This is a genomic window from Butyrivibrio sp., assembly GCF_017433805.1.
In the GTDB taxonomy this organism is placed as follows: Bacteria; Bacillota; Clostridia; order Lachnospirales; family Lachnospiraceae; genus Butyrivibrio.
This window is the reverse complement of sequence record NZ_JAFRGN010000008.1, coordinates 66,542-86,373: the sequence shown is the minus strand read 5'-3', so window position 1 is coordinate 86,373 and position 19,832 is coordinate 66,542. Positions and strand designations below refer to the sequence as shown.

The 19,832-nt window shown below is 43.6% G+C and carries 13 protein-coding genes; 8 read left to right on the top strand and 5 right to left on the bottom strand.

The genetic code is table 11. From position 1 onward, the window contains the following. Nucleotides 1-24: 24 nt before the first annotated feature. The gene (locus tag IJI01_RS02010) at nucleotides 25-1,749 is read left to right on the top strand and encodes an EAL domain-containing protein (RefSeq protein WP_292185091.1); all 1,725 of its coding nucleotides are present in this window, start codon (nucleotides 25-27) and stop codon (nucleotides 1,747-1,749) included. Nucleotides 1,750-2,206: 457 nt separating this feature from the next. Then, a complete protein-coding gene (locus tag IJI01_RS02005) occupies nucleotides 2,207-6,268 on the top strand; it encodes an endo-1,4-beta-xylanase (RefSeq protein ID WP_292185089.1) in 4,062 nt (1,353 codons plus the stop codon). A gap of 134 nt (nucleotides 6,269-6,402) precedes the next feature. Here IJI01_RS02005 and IJI01_RS02000 read toward each other — a convergent pair whose 3' ends face one another. Beyond that, complete coding sequence (locus IJI01_RS02000; protein WP_292185087.1) at nucleotides 6,403-6,918, bottom strand: CPBP family intramembrane glutamic endopeptidase; 516 nt, start codon at nucleotides 6,916-6,918, stop codon at nucleotides 6,403-6,405. A 550-nt stretch (nucleotides 6,919-7,468) separates the two neighbouring features. On the opposite strand from IJI01_RS02000, the gene IJI01_RS01995 reads away from it, so the two are divergent. Continuing rightward, nucleotides 7,469-7,990: a peptidylprolyl isomerase gene (locus tag IJI01_RS01995; RefSeq protein WP_292185084.1), complete on the top strand. Its 522-nt coding sequence runs from the start codon at nucleotides 7,469-7,471 to the stop codon at nucleotides 7,988-7,990. 121 nt (nucleotides 7,991-8,111) lie between these two features. On the opposite strand, the gene IJI01_RS01990 is transcribed toward IJI01_RS01995, so the two are convergent. Genes IJI01_RS01990 through IJI01_RS01975 form a run of 4 tightly spaced genes read right to left on the bottom strand, consistent with a single transcriptional unit; the run spans nucleotide 8,112 to nucleotide 12,075 of the window. After that, nucleotides 8,112-8,906: an ABC transporter ATP-binding protein gene (locus IJI01_RS01990; RefSeq protein WP_292185081.1), complete on the bottom strand. Its 795-nt coding sequence runs from the start codon at nucleotides 8,904-8,906 to the stop codon at nucleotides 8,112-8,114. Beyond that, nucleotides 8,906-9,937 carry a FecCD family ABC transporter permease gene (locus IJI01_RS01985; RefSeq protein ID WP_292185078.1) on the bottom strand — a complete coding sequence of 344 codons (1,032 nt, stop codon included), beginning with the start codon at nucleotides 9,935-9,937 and terminating at the stop codon, nucleotides 8,906-8,908. Before IJI01_RS01985 ends, IJI01_RS01990 begins: the two co-directional genes overlap by 1 nt. Continuing rightward, nucleotides 9,924-11,027 (bottom strand): FecCD family ABC transporter permease, encoded by a 1,104-nt coding sequence (locus IJI01_RS01980; RefSeq protein WP_330623003.1) that lies wholly within the window; start codon nucleotides 11,025-11,027, stop codon nucleotides 9,924-9,926. Before IJI01_RS01980 ends, IJI01_RS01985 begins: the two co-directional genes overlap by 14 nt. After that, nucleotides 11,002-12,075 (bottom strand): ABC transporter substrate-binding protein, encoded by a 1,074-nt coding sequence (locus tag IJI01_RS01975; protein WP_292185075.1) that lies wholly within the window; start codon nucleotides 12,073-12,075, stop codon nucleotides 11,002-11,004. Before IJI01_RS01975 ends, IJI01_RS01980 begins: the two co-directional genes overlap by 26 nt. A 265-nt stretch (nucleotides 12,076-12,340) precedes the next feature. Between IJI01_RS01975 and IJI01_RS01970 the strand changes: the two genes are divergently transcribed. The 5 genes from IJI01_RS01970 to IJI01_RS01950 all read left to right on the top strand — a co-directional run bounded on the left by IJI01_RS01970 (nucleotide 12,341) and on the right by IJI01_RS01950 (nucleotide 19,754). Beyond that, a complete protein-coding gene (locus tag IJI01_RS01970; RefSeq protein ID WP_292185069.1) occupies nucleotides 12,341-14,713 on the top strand; it encodes an ABC transporter permease in 2,373 nt (790 codons plus the stop codon). A gap of 50 nt (nucleotides 14,714-14,763) precedes the next feature. Next, complete coding sequence (locus IJI01_RS01965; protein WP_292185066.1) at nucleotides 14,764-15,531, top strand: ABC transporter ATP-binding protein; 768 nt, start codon at nucleotides 14,764-14,766, stop codon at nucleotides 15,529-15,531. A gap of 76 nt (nucleotides 15,532-15,607) precedes the next feature. Continuing rightward, entirely contained in the window at nucleotides 15,608-16,270 is a 663-nt protein-coding gene (locus IJI01_RS01960) for a response regulator transcription factor (RefSeq protein WP_292185063.1), read from the top strand. Nucleotides 16,271-16,304: 34 nt separating this feature from the next. After that, on the top strand, nucleotides 16,305-17,561 hold the full coding sequence (locus IJI01_RS01955) for a sensor histidine kinase (protein ID WP_292185060.1): 1,257 nt from the start codon (nucleotides 16,305-16,307) through the stop codon (nucleotides 17,559-17,561). 45 nt (nucleotides 17,562-17,606) lie between these two features. Beyond that, the gene (locus tag IJI01_RS01950; RefSeq protein ID WP_292185057.1) at nucleotides 17,607-19,754 is read left to right on the top strand and encodes an ATP-dependent helicase; all 2,148 of its coding nucleotides are present in this window, start codon (nucleotides 17,607-17,609) and stop codon (nucleotides 19,752-19,754) included. Nucleotides 19,755-19,832: the final 78 nt, after the last annotated feature.

Genomic DNA, 19,832 nt, shown 5'->3' with positions numbered 1-19,832 from the left:
TTTTTGACGAAAGGATACGGATACATGGATGATCAGTTATTTAGCACGGAGCATAATGGACAGATTCCCAAAGGACTTCCAGGAGGCTTCTTTATCTATGAGGCTGGAGGCAGTGAAAGGATAGTGTTCGCAGGCCCGAATGTTATCGAATTATATGGCTGCGATAGCATGGAGGAATTCCTTGAACACACCCAGTCCAGCTTTAGGGGAATGGTTCATCCTGACGATTATGACAAGATAGAGAACGAAATTCAGGCTCAGACAATATATGACAATAAGAGACATGACTATGTTCGTTACAGGATAAAGACCAAACAGGGTGAAGAGAGGTATGTGGAGGATTTTGGACATCTCCTTCACAGCGTAAGTGGCAAATCCTATTACTTTGTATTTATTGTCGATGTGGATCAGAACGAATTCTACAACAAGAATCGTAATTCGGCTGCGGAGGCCCAGATACTGTCAGGCCTTCAGGAGACTGACCCGTTGACGGGACTTCTCAATATGTCCTCTTTTTATCAGAGAGTGCAGGGGTACCTGATGTCACCAGCCAGTTGGAGAGAAGAGATTTCTTTTATCCACTTTGACATCCCTAACTTCAAACTTATTAACGAAAGACATGGCTTTAGCCTTGGAGATGAGCTCTTATGCGACCTTGGTAAGACTATAAAGGACATATTCCAGGGAGCTTACGTATCCAGATTTTCAGATGACCACTTTGTTGTATGTACAACCGGCAACAGAGGCAGCGTAGTAGCCAAGGTCGAGAGCGTCTACAAAAAGATGCTCCTTGCTGATGTTGTTAATAAGAAAGTAAGGCTCAAGGCCGGTATCTACTATATGGATGACAGGAGGTCAGAACTGGGACTTGCCTGTGATCATGCGCGTCTTGCCTGCAACAGCATTAAGGGCAGGCATGATGTAAACTTTTGCGTTTACGATGATATGCTGCGTGAGACCATGAGAAGACAGCAGTATGTCATTGATCATATCGATGAGGCTGTAGAGAATGGCTATATTAAGGTTTTTTACCAGCCTGTTATCAGAGTTAAGACTGGCAAAATCTGTGGCTACGAAGCTCTGGTCAGATGGATCGATCCCAAGATTGGAATGCTGTCACCTGCAGATTTCATCAGCACTTTGGAGCAGTATCACCTGATTCACCTTGTAGATACTTATATTGTTAAAAGGGTTTGTGAGGACTACGTAGCTATTACCTCGGCAGGACAGGAGATTGTGCCTGTTTCCATCAACATCTCAAGGCTTGACTTTGAGCTATGCGATATCTTCGGAATCATTGAAAAGACCAGAGAAGAATATGGTATGCCAAGGAATATGCTGGATATCGAGATTACAGAGAGTGCTCTTGATCAGAACGGCGGCTTTATCAAGAGCGAGTGCGACAGAATGAGAGAGATGGGCTACAGCATCTGGATCGATGACTTTGGCTCGGGCTATTCTTCGCTTAACACAGTGGCAGAGTACAATTTCGATGTCTTAAAGCTTGATATGGTCTTCATGAGAAGCTTTGAAAGAAACACCAAGACAGCCAGACTCATGACCTATATCATGGATGGCGCAAGGGCCATGGGTGTTGTTCCCCTTTGCGAGGGTGTTGAAACTAAGGAGCAGGTTGAGTTCCTGGACAAAATCGGCTGTGAAAGAGCCCAAGGGTACTACTTTGGCAAACCACTTCCACTGGAAGAAGCAAGGGCTTTGGCTCTTGAAAAAGGCATGGAGTGGGAATAATGCTAGTGCTTTGGATCATACGAATATTGTGAATTAGATATAATGCGGCTAATGCTTTCAATGGAAAAAAATTGAATGCTTAGCCGCATTTTTTATTTTGGGGCTATTGCGGCTAATAGGCCTCAAAAAGAACCCAATAATAAGAAGACAAAGAAATAGAAAAAGTCCCCCAATAAAAAAGAGATATAAGAAGTAGAAAAAGTACTCGTCAAAGACGCAGGAAAAGAAACAGATCAAGGAAATAATGCCATAAAAAATACCGGAAACTCCATTTGAAATTGTAGATAATATACAGATATTTGTCTTAATTTTTGGAAACTACGGAAATATTACGAAAAATGTTACAAATTCCGCAATAAATGTCAAAGAAGCCGCAATTTATGGGAAGTGTAGCCGTAACATAATTGTTAAAATGATGGTGCTCGAGCGAAAAATTGAATATGGAAAGGGGTCAAGTATGAAAAAACGTTTAGCGTTAGCACTCTGTTTGATGCTGTTTGGGGGAGCGGTAATCGGTAACAGTGTGGACGTACAGGCGGCAAGCGTTTCCAATGGCAGTTATGTCAAAGGCGATAACGAGAACAACCCGCTTGTAACACAGAACTATGGAGCAGACCCGGGAGTATTGGTGTATAACGATACAGTGTATGTTTACACAACAAACGATACCCAGGAGTATGCAGGCAACAACGAGAACACTTATGCTAAGATCAACACTTTGAACTGCTATTCATCTAAGGATATGGTCAACTGGACAGACCATGGCAGTTTCAAGATTGCAGGAAGCAGCGGAGCTGCAAAGTGGGCAACCAATTCATGGGCACCATGTCTTGCAACCAAGAAAATCAATGGCAAGGATAAGTTCTTCCTTTATTTTGCTAACAGTGGCGGTGGTATCGGCGTACTGACAGCAGATTCACCAACAGGACCTTGGTCAGATCCTATTGGTAAGGCACTTGTTAACGGAAGAACACCTGGCGCAAGCGGTGTAGTATGGATGTTTGATCCAGCTGTACTTGTTGATTCAGATGGAACTGGATATCTTTACTTTGGTGGCGGAGTTCCTAGTGGACAGAACGCACATCCAAAGACAGCAAGAGTTATCAAGCTCGGAAGCAACATGACTTCTGTTTCTGGCTCTGCTGTAACAATTGATGCTCCTTATCTTTTTGAGGATTCAGGCATCAATAAGATTGGAAATACATACTATTACTCATATTGCTCTAACTGGAACACCAGTGGAAGCGGATTACACAACGCAGCAATTGAGTACATGACAAGCTCAAGCCCTATGGGACCTTTCACATATCAGGGCGAGATCATGAGAAACCCTGGAGATTTCTTCTCTGGTTCAACTGGTAACAACCACCACATGATCTTCGAGTTCAAGGGCAGCTATTACATGGCTTATCATACAAGAACTGTAGAGTCTAAGGTTATAGGAAAGAGCCTTGGCTACAGAACAACTCATATTGATAAGATCAATGTATCAGGCGGCAAGATCAGCGCACTTACACCTACACTTTCAGGTGTTTCACAGCTTTCATATGTTAATCCTTATGATGCTGTTCAGGCTGAGACAATGTTCACTCAGAGCGGAATCGGTGTAGCTGGTAACGGCGACGGCGTAGCTTGGGTTAACAACATTTCAAATGGTGATTACACAAAGGTTAAGGGAGTTAACTTCTCTAAGGGTCTTGGATCAATCACAGTTAATGTTAACAGCAGAGGTTCAGGTACAATTCAGGTTAGAGAGAACAGCCCAAGTGGTAACCTTCTTGGAACAATCAACCTTTCTAACACAAACGGCAGTAACGCAAACTTCACAGGTGAAATGAAGAACGTATCTGGTGTCAAGAACATCGTATTCGTATTCAATGGTAACTTCGAGTTTGATTACTGGCAGGCAGCAGCTCCAGGCGAGACCGCTGGCGGCAACCAGGGTGGCAACCAGGGTGGAAACCAGGGCGGCAACGAGCAGGGCAATACAGGTAACCAGGGCGGTCAGACAGCAAGTGATAACAGAGTAGAGTGCGAGACCATGACAAAGAGTGGTCAGTACACAGGTAACATCTCAAGCCCATTCACTGGTGTAGCTCTTTATGCTAACAACGATACTGTAAGCTTTGATCAGTACTTCGCATATGACACACACAATGTAACTCTCCGTGGATGCTCTAATAACAGCAACATGGCTAAGGTTGTTCTCAAGATTGGTGGAGAGACCAAGGGAACATTCTACTATGGCGATGAGTACCCAGCAGAGTACACAATTGAAAATGTTAAGCACGGAACAGGCGTACAGACAGTAGAACTTACAATTACTTCTGATGATGGAACATGGGATGCATATCTTGATTACCTCACATGGGATAACGGATCTGGCTCTTCACAGGGCAACACAGGTAACCAGGGCGGCAACCAGGGTGGTTCATCTTCAGGTTCAGGCTCATCACAGGGCGGATCATCACAGGGCCAGGTTGTAGAAGCTAACCTTCTCAACACATATGGCGCTAAGTATGGCTATTCAGGAACATGTATCAACCTTTATCAGCTCAGAGATGCTAGTCAGCTTGCGTTCCTTAAGACTCACTACAACAGCATCACTCTTGAGAACGAGATGAAGCCAGATGCTCTTCTTGGAAGCTCAGCAAGACTTATTTCTGTTTCTGAAGCTAGAAACAGAGGCTACTATATCCCTGATGGATATAACGAGCAGTATGTTCCTCAGATCAACTTCAGTACTGTTGATTCTGTAATGCAGATCTGCTACCAGAATGGTCTCAAGATGAGAGCTCATACACTTGTATGGCACTCACAGACTCCTGGCTGGTTCTTTAGAAACGGCTATTCAGGAAACGGCGGATTTGTAAATTCTTCTACAATGGATAAGCGTCTTGAAATGTATGTCAAGACAGTAATGAACCACGTATACAACAGCCAGTACGGCAGCGTTGTTTATGCATGGGATGTTGCTAACGAGATTCTCCACGCTCAGAAATCTGGCTGGGAATCAGTTTACGGCAGCAACAAGAAGAACGCTACTTATGTTAAGAAGGCATTTAACTACGCTTATGAGACACTTGAGTACTTCAAGCTCACAGATTCAGTTAAGCTTTTCTACAACGATTACAACACATACATGGAAGTTAACGATGTAATCACACTTGTTAACTACATCAACCAGGGTAAAAAAGTTTGCGCAGGCGTTGGTATGCAGTCTCACCTTGGAACAAACTATCCTTCAGTTGATTATTACACAACAGCACTTAAGTCATTCCTCAATGCTGGATTTGAAGTTCAGATTACTGAGCTTGATATCACAAACAGCGGCGATTCAAACATGGCTAACTATGCTTACAACCTCTTCAAGAATATCAACAACCTTAAGAAGAGTGGTGGTAATATCACAAGTATTACATGGTGGGGACTTTCAGATCAGACAACATGGATCAACAATTCAGCTCCACTTCTGTTCTCAAGACCAGGATCACCTAAGCAGTCATACACAAAGGTTATCCAGGCTTATACAGATGTATTCGGACAGCCTACAGCAGGCGGCGGATCAAGCACACCAGAGATCAAGCCAGATCCTTCAGGAGAGCAGGGCGGATCACAGGGTGGAAGCCAGGGTGGCTCAGAGCAGACAACACCTGTTAACGAGAACTCAACAGCACGCATCGAAGATGGCTGGTATTACATCAAGGGAGTTCAGTCTCAGAAGTACCTCACAGTTGAGGGCAACAAGGCTGATGGCTGGAACAGCGTAATCCTTAGCACAGGTTCAGGAGTTGATGGTCAGAAGTGGTATGTAACAAACGTATCTGACGGCTATATCACTCTTACAAGCAAACTTGGCAGCATCATGATGGATGTAGCTAACGGCGAAGATGTTGATGGCGCTAACGTTGGTACATATCAGGGTTATGGCGGAACAGCTCAGCAGTTCATCGTTAAGAACACATCTAACTCCGGTTACTACACAATCGGAACAAAGGCTTCAAATGCTACTAAGTACCTTGATTGCTACGAGAAGAAGACAGACGATGGTACAAACGTAGTACAGTGGTCATACAATGGAGGACTTAACCAGCAGTGGCAGTTCGAGAAGGTTGATGAACAGTCTCAGGGCGGTCAGCAGGAAGATCCTAATCAGGGTCAGGGCAGCCAGGAAGATCCTAGCCAGGGTCAGGGTGGCCAGGAGACTCCAGAGCCTACACCTGTAGTAACAACAGGACTTGAACTTACATACTCAATCAACAGCTGGGGATCAGGCTATCAGGTAAGCTACAAGATCACAAACAACACAGGTAGCGCAGTAAGCACATGGACACTTAAGCTCAACAAGAATCAGGTTAATCTTGATTCAAGCTGGAATGTCAATGTTAAGGAAGACGGCGACTACTACGTTGTTACACCAGTTAACTGGAATTCTAATATTGCAAACGGCCAGAGCATCGAATTTGGTTCAATCGGTGTTGGTCAGGTTGGTGATAGCTTCGAGTACGAACTCAACTAATTAGTTTATCCATCCTTTTGTTGCAAAACATAAAAAGGGAGCCGGTGCAGTGTATACTGCATCGGCTCTCTTGCTATGTGGTAAAAGATTAAGAAGTATCTGCTGTAGAAGTCGTAATCCTTATGAGATAGTGATCAGGCTAAATATGTAATTACCAGCGCAGTAGCATTAGCGCAGATATGTGCTACAACTGGGATTGAGAATCTGCGGTAAACAGCGTAGCTGTAGGTGATGATAAGTCCCATGAGGAACGCGTATAGACCTTGAACCAGATTCATATGATAGATGCCAAAGAGAAGGGCAGTAAGCCAGACGCATATATGCACCTCTTTATCAAAAGAACTATCGCATTCTCTTACTGTTGCAGCTGCCGGTATATCTTTTGACAATCCCAATCTCCTGATAATCAGCAGCATCAGATTGAATATTCCAAATCTAAAGATCAATTCCTCAACCACAGGAGAAACAATGCAGTAAAGCTCTATAGTCTCTGCGATAGAATCATGTCCAAAGAATTGTCTCTGCGCTATCTCGGAATAAGCCTGGTTATCAGTAAGTCCAAGAGCACCAAACAGGAAAGTAAGCGCAATGGTAGCGATAATGCTTATCGCAGCGACCTCTATGTAGTTGTACCATTTTACTTGTTTCATAGTATTTTCCTCTGGGCATATCCTGCTATTACTTCTGGGATTTTTCTGATTTGCATCTATCTTAAGTGATTTGCCAATAATAGATGCCCATTTCGAAGATTCTTTTTATCATGTGCATCAAAAAATGGAAATTTTGGATTATAGATGCAATTTCTTTTCCAAAATGCCCATGTATTGCATCGGGAATTGATATTCTCTGCAAATAGATGCACTTACTATCAATATTGTCCCAAAAAAGTGCATCTATTATGGCTATATAGTAAAAATAGATGCAAAACCAGGAGTTCGCGCTGTATATAGTGAGCAGTACAGCAAAACTCAGTACATCCCACCGCAGTACAGCAAAACTCAGTACATCCCACCGCAATACAGCAAAACTCAGTACATCCCACCTCAGCCCAGTGCAATCACACTCATTAACCACAAGCATACCCATATATGCTATAATAAGCAAGTCGTAAGTCATGACGCTATGCAAAGGCGCAGCTTATTATGAACATCAATATCAAGCTGATCAGCATAGCAGTCAATAATTCAAGGAGGCACATAAATGGCACAGAATCCAGTAGTTACAATTACAATGGAAAATGGAGATGTTATCAAGGCTGAGCTTTATCCTGAGATTGCTCCTAACACAGTTAACAACTTCATTTCACTTATCAATAAGAAGTTCTATGACGGTCTTATCTTCCACAGAGTAATCAAGGGCTTCATGCTCCAGGGCGGAGATCCAGAGGGAACAGGAATGGGCGGCCCAGGCTATGATATCAAGGGCGAGTTCTCATCAAACGGCTTCAAGAATGATCTCAAGCACACAGAGGGCATTCTCTCAATGGCTAGATCAATGATGCCTGATTCAGCAGGTTCACAGTTCTTCATCATGCACAAGAAGGCACCTCACCTCGATGGCGACTACGCTGCATTTGGTAAGGTTACAGAGGGCATGGAAGTAGTTAACAAGATCGCTGAGGTTGATACAGACTGGAACGATCGTCCAGTAACTAACCAGGTTATGAAGACAGTTACAGTTGAGACTTTCGGTGTTGACTATCCAGAACCTGAGAAGGCTTGATCACACAATAATATGGTAAAAGAAAAGCTGGCTTGCGACCATCACAGTGGCAAGTCAGCTTTATTCATATAATTACAACAAATATCACAATGCAGTGTTCATAGTGTTATATTTATCTATCTCAGCACGCTAGCTTAAGAGCGCTGCTCCTTGGGATCACATAAGGGTCCATAGTCTCAGGATCAGTGATGATAGAGCACTCAAGACCGTAGATCTCACGCATAAGGTCAGTTGTAATAACTTCAGAAGGTGCGCCTTCAGCTATGAGCTGTCCGCCCTTCATGGCAAAAATGTGATCTGCGTATCTGATAGACAGATTGATGTCGTGAAGTATCGCAACAATCGTTGTTTTCTTAATTCTATTGAGTTTCTCAAGACAGTCCAAAATTTCCACCTGATAAGCAATATCAAGATAAGTTGTAGGCTCATCCAACAGCAGAATATCCGTATCCTGCGCAAGAACAAGAGCTATCCATACTCTCTGCCTCTGACCACCTGAAAGTGAGTCCACAGGCTTATCTGCCAGGTCCATGATACCCATAGCTTCCATGGCATCAGAAATAGCCTTGTAATCTGCTTTGGAGAGCTGTCCCAGGAAGTTCTGATATGGGAATCTTCCCCTTGCAACCAGATCCGCAACAGTGATTCCGCCTGGAACAAGCGGAGATTGTGGTAAAAGACCTATCTGCCTAGCCAGACACAGAGTAGGAATCTCATATATGGATTTGCCATCGAGAAGAACGTCGCCTTTCTGAGGCTTTAATAATCTTGAAAAGCTCTTTAAAAGAGTGGATTTTCCGCAGCCATTTGGACCTATGATGACACTAAATTTTCCCTCGGGGATAGTGATATCAAGGTCTTTAATAATGGTCTTATCTTCGTATCCTACAGATATATTCTTACCAGTAAAGTTCATCAGATCTTGTCTCCCTTCTTGTTAAGGCGAAGTAATAGAAACAGTAAATATGGTGCTCCAAGGATTCCTGTGACAACTCCTACAGGATATTTGGTAGCAAAAAGGTTCTTGGCTGCAAGCTCAGCAGCGTAAACGAGAATTGTTCCAACCAGCCCTGAAATAAGCATGGCATTTCGGCCGTTTCGAGTAATCTTGGTAGCGATAGGGCCTGACAGGAATGCGATAGATGCGATAGGCCCAGTGGCCGCAGTAGCTACAGCAGATAGGAAAAGAGCACACACCATGCAGCAGATTCTTACAAGTGTGAGAGGTGCTCCAAGCGTGGTGGCATATTCATCTCCAAGCTGCATTATCCTGAGGTACCTATTGCACACAAGGAGCAGACCTCCGCACAAAACAGTAGTAATCACAACTGCAGGAATATCTGCACTTGTTACAGAATTAAGACTTCCTCTGAGCCATCTGAGTGCTGTTCCAACATCATATTCAGAGCCAACCAGCAGCATCCAGGAAATCAGTGCATTTAAAGCAGCCTGCATTCCTATGCCGATGAGAATCATCTTCGTTCCGAAGGCCTGTCCCTTACCGGATAACGCGAATATGAAAAGTGTTATCAAAAGACCTGCAACCACGGAAAATACTGATGCTATAGGTCCGCTTACACCAAGGATCAATATACAGAAAACCGCTGCTGCAGAGGATCCAGAAGTGACACCGATAATGTCAGGACTAGCCAAAGGATTTCGCAGTAAGCTCTGAAAGGTAAAACCAGCAATACCAAAAGAAAAACCGGCAAGACCACCAACAATGAGTTTGGGAAGCCTTATGGTCTTAATTGCATAGACTGCTTTGGAAGCACCCTGACCGCTGAGAACCTTTATAACTTCGGAAAGAGAGTAGTTGGTATTACCTAGAGTCATCATAAAGACCCCAAGTATAGCTACGATAAGTAGCATCACTCCCGCGCAGGCAAGGTTATGGTAATATGATCTTCTATAGATATTTTTGATTTTTATTTCATTGTTTATCATGTCTTTTATATCTATTTGTATGTGTCAGTTTAATTTCAAATCCATTTATAGTTATTTTTCGTTGCTCACATCCCCTTCGCCCTTGATTTCCACACACAATCCAGATAAAGATTGGTGCACCAAGAATCGCTGTAATGATTCCAACTTCCAGTTCTGATGGACGTCCGAGGACTCTTCCGATCACATCTGAGATGACCAGCAGTCCTGCGCCGCCAATAGCAGAAAATGGAATAATAAGCCTCATGTCGTTATCAAGAAGCTGCCTTACAAGATGAGGAAGCATTAGTCCTACAAAGCCCACAGGGCCTGCGATTGCTGTTACTACTGCGCAGAGCATAACTCCTGCAAAGGCTGAGAACGCCCTTACAACGCCTACCTTAACACCAAGGGATATAGCCATTTCATCCCCAAGTGCCATGGCATTTAAGGGAGATGCTAAGGCAAAAGACAAACCGACACCCACAAGAACAAATGGAACTACAAGTCTTATGTCATCCCAGGTAGCTCCGCCGATGCTTCCAACCTGCCAGAAACGAAACTCCTTCATGACCTGAGAATCTGGAAGCATGATCGTGTTTACCAGTGAACCAAGTGCAGTACTCACCGCGGCTCCTGACAGAGCGAGCTTAAGTGAACTGGCACCTCCAAATCCAAAGGAAGCTATTCCATAGACAAAGAGGGCAGTAAGTATAGCCCCGATAAAAGAAAGCCCGATGAGCCCAAGGCCTGATGAAATATTAAGGTAAGCAATTCCCACTACAACCATCAGTGAAGCACCGGTGTTAACTCCGAGGATGCTTGGGTCAGCCACAGGGTTTCTTGTGATTGCCTGCATCAGGGCACCGGATACTCCAAGCGCAGAACCAGCCAGAACACCAAAGACAGTTCTTGGTATTCTGGCAGATATAACCGCAGCCTCAAAGGAATCGCCGCTGTCGCCAAGGCTTAGAAGGTATCCCAGTACATCTTTTACCGGAATGCTCTTACTACCATAGGCTATTGAACACAGAACGCCGATAGCCACAACGGTAATTTCCAAAATGAGGAATATTAAAATCTTAGATTTACTGTATCTTTTCTGCTGCATCATTCAACGCTTTCAAATAATCATCAATGCAATAAGGTATAGAAAGAATTGTTGGTGTGCTTGCTGCTGCAAGTACTTCATTTGAATCAAGTAAAACAAAAGCTCCATTGTTAACTGCAGGAATCTTAGAGAATCTGCCGTCGTTCTGCATAGCAGTTACAAGTGATTCCTCGCCGTAAGTGATGATGATATCTACATCATCGAGAAGATCAGCGTTTTCTGCACTTGCTGTAACATAGAAAGCTTCATTATCTTCGATAAGATTAATAACGCTCTTTGGAGTTACAAGTCCAAGGTCTCCAAGGAATGCGGCTCTTGGATCATTATTTGTATAAATATAGAAGGTTCCAAGATCATCTTCGCTGAGCCAGAAGAAAGCAACCTTTTTACCCTTAAGGTTAGGATAAGCACTGAGCTTGTCAGCAATGAGCTGCTCTGTCTCATCCACAAGCGCTCTTCCCTCTGCTTCAAGGCCAAGGGCAGCAGCGTCATTTACTGTTTCCTCCTGCCAGGTTGTAGCCCAGGCAACTCCTGGATAAGCAACAACTGGAGCTATCTCGGAAAGTCTGTCGTATTCTTCCTGGCTAAGTCCTGAGTAAGCTGCAAGAATGACATCTGGCTCGCAGTCAGCGATTGCCTCGTAGTCCCATCCGTCTGTATCATCGAAAACGTTAGGCTCTGTAACGCCCAGATCCTCGAAGGCTTTGGCTGTCCATGCAAGAAGTCCGTTATCATCTCTTGGTCCAAAGTTTGCTTCAGAAATTCCAGCAGGAACAATTCCAAGAGCCAGTGGCACATCAGGGTTACCCCATGCGATGGCTACTACATTTTCTGGCTTCTCTTCTATAACTGCAGTTCCGAGGGCGTGCTCGATTGTCATAGGAAAAGAACTGTCGGCATCGTTAGTTGCTTCTCCAGAATCAGAAACAACCTCGTTTTCTGCCATATTTGTTTCATTATTTATTGTGTCAGCTTCTGTAGCTGAGCCGCAGGCTGTAACGCCTACTGTTAATGCAAGTGCTGTAAGTACTGATAATAATTGTTTTTTCATGATGATCTCCTCGATGTTTTTAATGTTAGCATAAACTAACGCGTATTGTTACACATGGCTAACAAAAAGTCAAGAGAAATGTCGGTGAAAATTGTGTGTATAGAAATCTTCCTATTAAAAACACTGAACAAACTTTATCAGAATCAAGTATAATTGACTGAGAAATATGCATTTAAGGATTGATTAATAATTTCTGTCATATATTAAGTGTGTTCTTAGACAAGAGCCGATATAAGCTCACAATCAAAAAAGGAGAGGACACAAAATGTTTTTCAGAATTCTAAGAAATGATCTCAAGCGAAAAAAGATCATGAATACAGTACTGCTGCTTTTTGTAATCTTGTCAGCAATGTTTGCATCAAGCAGTGTCAACAACATGGTTTCGGTTTATGGGGGAATCGATTACTTCTGCGATAAGGCCGGGGTGTCAGATTATATAGTGCTGACTCTTAACAGCGACGGCGTAAGTCCTGCAGATCAGACAATCGAAGAGGCACCATCCATCACTGAGTACAAGAAGGAAGGTGTCATCATCATGGCTTCCAAGAATCTTACTCAGAATGGCGATAAGTATGTGGATTTTGAGAATCCCGGACTGATCACATCTGTAGATGATGCCAAGCTTAATTACTTCAATATGAAGGATGAGATGGTAAAAGAAATCCCAAGTGGCCATATTTATCTTGGCGGACTTCTGGCTGATGACACCAAGACACATGTTGGAGATAAAGTCCGTATCGAGATGGCAGGAGTATCCAAGGATTTTATTATAGATGGCTACATCAAGGATGCTCTCTTTGGCTCGCCATTTATGGGGAATCCGAGAATCCTCATGAATGACGACGATATGAAGGCTTATCTGGATGACGAAGAGATCAACCAGTATCATACAGGAAACGTATATTACATTTTTACAGATGATCTTAAATCACTCAAACAGGAACTTTCTGATATGCAGGGAGCTCTTTTGGGACTGGATGCTTCTACACTTAAGATGACCTATATGCTTGATATGATCACAGCAGGGCTTCTGATGGTGGTCAGCATCTGCCTCATTCTTATCTCTTTTGCAATGCTGTCATTTACTATCAAATTCACACTCACAGAGGACTTCAGGGAAATTGGTGTCATGAAGGCGGTTGGCCTTAGAACAGCGGCAATCCGAGGTCTCTACATTATCAAATATCTTTTCATCGCCTGCATAGGAGCTGTAATAGGGTATTTCCTGAGTGTTCCTTTTGGAAACTTCCTCCTAAAGAGTGTCAGCGAGCGAATGGTGCTAGGCAATGATAACAACGTCCAGATAGGCATAGTAAGCGCCATTGCTGTTGTTATAATAATCGTTTCCTTCTGCTATGGCTGCACAGGCAGTATCAAAAAGCTCTCACCAATTGATGCGGTGAGAAGCGGCGAGACAGGTGAAAGATATACTCAGAAGTCAGTGCTAAAGCTCTCTAAGACATGGCTTCCCGGCAATATCTTTATGGCGCTCAACGATGTCCTCAGTAAACCCAAGCAGTACGTGAGCATGCTGGTAACTTTCACGGTGTGTCTGCTACTTATTACAATGCTGGCGAATACTGCTAATACCCTCATGAGTGACAGACTTCTTTTCCTCATGGGTACAACACAGAGTGATGTCTTTTACGCATCCACGGAGAAGATCATGGATACCATGGGAAGCGAGGATGAGGATATCCTTAACAGGATTCTTGATGATATTGAGGAGCAGCTTCGAGAAAATGGTATGCCAGGAAAGGTGCATGTTGAGCTGATGTACACCATTCCAGTGGAGTTTGGAGACCAGAAGATTCAGGTGATGATGCAGCAGTGCAAGGACACCAAGACCACAGACTATGTCTACAGCGAGGGCACAGCACCTATTTACGAGAACGAGATCGCGCTTACACAGCTCCTTCTGGATGACCTTGGAGCGTCAATTGGAGATAAGGTCACCCTCGAGATAAATGGTGAGAAAAAAGAATATCTGATAACTGCTACATTTTCCTCTTTTAACCAGATGGGAAAAATAGGAAGGCTCCATCAGGATGTTCCTCTCAAGGATTATGATGCTTCCTCAGCCCATGCTTTCCAGATTGACTTTGATGACGATCCATCAGACGAGGTCATAGCTGAGAGAATTGAGAAATGTAAAAAGATATTCAAGACCGATAAAATCTATGATAAGGCCGGCTATGTTGACATATCCACCAATTCAGCATCTACACTTAACTACGCCAAGAATCTGGTGCTGATAATTTCAATTATTATCGCAGCTCTTGTGACAGTTCTAATGGAGAGATCCTTTATCAGCAAGGAGACTGGTGAGATCGCTCTTATGAAAGCAATCGGCTTTAAGAGCAGGTCCATAAGCGCGCAGCATACCCTTAGATTTGTAGTACTGATGCTAGTGGCAACTCTCATAACTGCCGTAATGACTATCCCGTTTACCAAGCTGGTCTGTGACAGGATATTTGCTGTAATGGGAGCTCTGTCCGGTGTTACTTACAAGATCGTACCCGCGGAAGTATTTCTTTTGTATCCGCTTATACTCACTGCAGTTGTAGTAGGCGCGGCCTTTATAACATCACTTTATGCAAAGACTATCAAGGCAGACGCCATGGGTAATATAGAGTAAACGGATAGAAACGTAGTTATATAGAGAATTTGGAATATAAGGAGAAAATCATGAGTAAGGTAATTGAGGTTAAAGATCTTTGCAAGACTTATGTTGTAAATAAAAAGCAGAACAACGTACTTAGGAACGTAAACTTTTCTATAGATGAGGGCGAGATGGTAGCAATTATGGGTCCTTCTGGATCAGGCAAATCAACTCTTTTATACACCGTGTCAGGCATGGACAGAATGACCGCCGGAAGCGTGTCTTTTTGCGGAAAAGAGCTGTCTGACCTAAGCGACAACGAGATGGCTGATGTAAGGCTCGACGATATGGGTTTTATCTTCCAGCAGATGTATATGATGAAAAATCTCTCAATTCTCGATAATATATTATTGCCGGCAGTTAAGTCAGGAAGACGCCATGAGAGTATGGGTGAGACTGAGAAAAGAGGCAGAGCCCTTATGAAAAAGCTCGGTATTGAAGAGACTGCCGACAATGATATCAACGAGGTTTCAGGTGGTCAGCTTCAGAGAGCATGTATCTGCAGGAGCATGATCAACAGCCCTAAGGTGATCTTTGCAGATGAGCCAACTGGTGCTCTTAACCGCACAGCTTCTGATGAAGTTATGTGCGAGATGGTCAAGCTAAACAGTGAAGGCACAACTGTAATGCTGGTTACACATGATGCCAAGGTTGCGGCAAAGTGTTCAAGGGTTCTGTACATTGTGGATGGCAACATCAAAGGTGAGTACAAACTCGGCAAGTATAATAACGCAGACGAGCTCAGAGATCGTGAGAGAAAGCTCAACAACTGGCTTATGGAGATGGGCTGGTAATTGGATGCAGCAAGAAATTCAAGCTGACATGCCGGATATCATGGATATCAGAAGGTAGTAGATAAGGTGACAACACATGACAGACATCTTAGTTGTAGAAGATAACGCAGAACTCCGTGAAGTTCTGGTGGACTTCCTCAGGAACGAAGGTTACACCGTCTCCAGCGCTGGAGATGGTGACAAGGCCCTTGCACTGTATGAAAAGTACGGTGCAAGGCTTCTTGTGCTTGATATAATGCTCCCTGGTGCCAGTGGCATGAGAATCCTTGATAAGGTAAGGGAGAAGTCCAACACTCCGGTTATCATGGTAAGTGCCAAGCTGGGCAAGGATGATAAGCTCCAGGCTCTTATTTCAGGCGCAGATGACTATATAGAAAAGCCCTACGACATAGATATTCTAATAGCCAAGATAAAGGGCATCTTCAAGAGGCGCCTGGCTGTAGATGAGCTGTCAGATGACAATATAACCCTTGATATAGCTCATGAGCAGATTCTCAAGGATGGAGAAGTTGTGGATGCCACAACCAAAGAATTTGAACTCCTTAAGCTCCTCATGGAAAACAAGGGGCAGACTCTTCTCAAGAATTATATTTTCAGCACAATCTGGGGCTCTGATTCTGAGTCAGAAGCTCAGACACTTACAGTCCATATCAGATGGCTTCGTGAAAAGCTTGAGGATGATCCCAAAAATCCCAAGAAAATCATAACCGTCTGGGGAAAGGGGTATAGGTACGAATAAAAAATTTAGTTACCTTAAAATGTGCATAACAGGAATGGCGTTGCTGCTACTGGTTTCAGCAGGAGCGCTTCTTTACGTGCGCTCAAACAGCAGTAATTTCCTGAATCTGTATAAGATAGAGATCAACAGAGTGGAGAATGAGATAAGGGAGGCTGGGGAGGAAGGCTATATCCCTGATATTTCCAGGTATGAGACCATAACCGGAGTTTATCGCTTTGAGGGAGATTCCGATGAACTTTCAGAAGGCAGTCATAATTCAGATGCCGCGTGGAATGGCTTCTTCGACACCACTCAGAACTACCATATATCCGACATCAACGGCAACCTCTATCGCATTGAGTATTCTATTGACCTATCCAAAGAACGTAACAATCTCTTCAGGGCATCAATTGCAGTCATCGCCGTGGTGTTTGCTGCTGTAGCTCTTTTCCTAATATATATCTATATGACAATCATCAGAACATTTGCCAGGATCTCGGATTATCCTGCCCAGCTGTCCAAGGGAAATCTCACAATTCCGCTTTCTGAGGAAAAGAACAAGTACTTTGGCCAGTTTCTGTGGGGCCTTGATATGCTGAGGGAAAAGCTTGAGGAGGAAAAGAAAAAGAATCTTGAGCTTCAGAAGGAGAAGAATGTATTTCTTTTATCCCTCTCCCATGACATGAAAACGCCTATTTCTGCCATAAAGCTCTACGCTGCGGCTATCAAAAAGAACCTGTACAGGGATGAGGACAAGCTCCATGAAGTTGGGGAAAAGATAGAAAGTAACGCGGAGGAAATCGAGAAGTACGTGGCGAGGATCATTTCATCTTCAGGCGATGAGTTCCTTGATCTATCTGTAAAAGAAGATGAGTTCTATTTATCTGAGGCGATAAATCCCATAAAAGAGTACTATCAGGATAAACTTAAGCCTCTTGGAACAGAGTTTACTATTGAGAGCTTTTCTGATATTCTGCTTCGTAGCGATAAGGACAGACTCATCGAAGTTATGCAGAACATCTTTGAAAACGCCATTAAATACGGTGATGGCGGCTATATCAGGATGTCTTTTGCCGATGAGGAAGATGCAAGACTCATTACTATTTCCAACAGTGGCTGCACTCTTCCGGAAAATGAGGCTGAGCACATCTTCGAGAGCTTCTATAGAGGCTCAAATGTAGGCAGCAGGCCTGGTAGCGGCCTCGGACTTTATATTTCCAGAAAGCTCATACAGAAAATGGGTGGCGAAATATTCTCAGAGATTACAGGCGGCGAAATGCGCATTACGCTGGTTCTGCACAAGCTGGGCTGATCCGATGCCTGCATAACAAAACTTTTACAAGATCAGAGATACATAATGACTGATAAAGAATTCATAGATAAATACGGACACAAATTAAATAACGAGCAACTCACGGCGGTGCGTACCATCGAGGGACCAGTTCTTTTGCTGGCGGTTCCGGGAAGTGGTAAGACAACGGTTCTGGTGAACAGGCTTGGCTACATGCTATATGTTAATGGCATTGCTCCTGAGAACATTCTGACACTGACCTACACCGTTGCAGCTACGAGAGATATGGCAAGGCGTTTTGAAGCTCTTTTTGGAAAAGAGCTATCGGATACCCTGGAGTTTAGGACGATCAACGGCATTTGCGCCAAGATCATCAGCCATTACGGCAGACTTATAGGCAAAAAATCTTTTGACCTGATCACGGATGAGAAGGTATCTGGCAAGATTCTCACAGATCTGTACGTCAAGGTTTGCAAGGAATATCCCACTGAGAGCGATATCAAGAATATCCGAACCCTCATCACCTACTGCAAGAACATGATGCTCACGGAAAAAGAGATACGACAGCGCGGTGAGGAAGAAGGCATCGAGCTATGGGAGCTGTATGACAAGTACAACAAAGAGCTCAAAGCAAGGAGCCTCATGGACTACGACGATCAGATGATCTACGCCTACAGAATGCTCAAGGGCTCCAAGGAACTGCTTGAATACTATAGGAATCTATACAGGTATATCTGCGTGGACGAAGCTCAGGACACCTCCAAGATTCAGCACATGATTATCTCGCTCCTTGCAGGGGATGCGGGAAATCTTTTTATGGTGGGAGATGAGGATCAGAGCATCTACGGCTTCAGAGCAGCTTACCCTGAGGCGCTTCTTAACTTTGAAAAGGAGCACAAGGGTGCCAAGGTTCTTGTGATGGACAAGAACTACAGGTCTAACGCCAAGATTGTTCAGACTGCAGATAAGTTTATTCAAAAGAACTTTAACCGCCATGAAAAGCACATGAGCGCCACAAGGTCTGAAGCAGCCGACATTAACTACCTGACTCTGGATAGTAGAAAAGGCCAGTACAAATATCTCTTTGAGATGGCCAAAGATATTTCGGAGCAGACGGCGGTTCTATACAGGGATAACGAGAGCATTCTGCCACTTGTGGACATGCTTGATAGAGAGGATATGCCCTACAGGATAAAGAGTGCTGACATGGCTTTTTTTACCCACAGAGTAGTTGTGGACGTGGTCAATATCCTTAAGTTTGCCCTTAGTCCCATGGATCCGGAACTTTTCATGAAGATATACTTCAAGTTCCAGACATACCTGCGCAAGCCCGATGCTGAGCAGATGTGCCAGATGGCTGACTTTAAGCATATCGGAATCCTTGATGCAGTTGAGGATGTGGAGGTTCATAAGGCTACACTGGCTAATGTAAGGTCCCTACGTACTCACTTTAGGAGCATGTCTTCTGAGAACCCTGCCAAGGCAATTAACCGCATCAATAAGTACATGGGCTATGGCGATTACCTTCGTGATAACAACATGGATGATAATAAGCTCTTTATTCTGGAGATGTTGGCCAAAAATGAAGCGACTATTCAGGGCTTTCTTGACAGGCTGGAGGAACTTCGTCAGATTCTTACGGAAAAAGAGGATGACTATAGTGCAAAACTCATTCTTTCAACAATACATTCCAGTAAGGGCCTTGAGTACGACAATGTCATTTTGATGGATGTAATTAACGGAGTTTTTCCTAGTAAGATCATCAAGAACTTCAAGACTGCATCACCTCAGGAGAAGCGTGACTATGAGGAAGAGAGGCGTATCTTTTACGTTGGTATGACCAGAGCCAAAGACAAACTTACGATCATGCGGTATGATGATGAGCCTTCAATATTTGTGGGAGAATTGTCACCTAAGGGTGAGACAGTTCGCAAGAAGAAGGAGACTAAGACTAGTCCTAAGGCAGGACTTAAGACTCCTACAATGCTTCTTAAGAAAAAGACTAAGCTGGTAACTTCTGGTGAAAATGTTCCAGAGAATCTGGTGATGGGAGAGAGGGTCTATCAGGAAAGATATGGTGAAGGTACTATCAGCGATGTGACCTGGGATGAAGATGAGATTCCAACCAAGTTCACGGTGGAGTTTGATGACGGCACTGAGAGAAAGTTTATTTATCCCTTTGCTTTTACCACAGGAATGCGGGTTATAGAGTGATAAGTGATTTAGTAATACTTAATTGTTTTAAGAGAATGTTTATGTGCAATACCGTATACGGAGAATTATAATCATGAT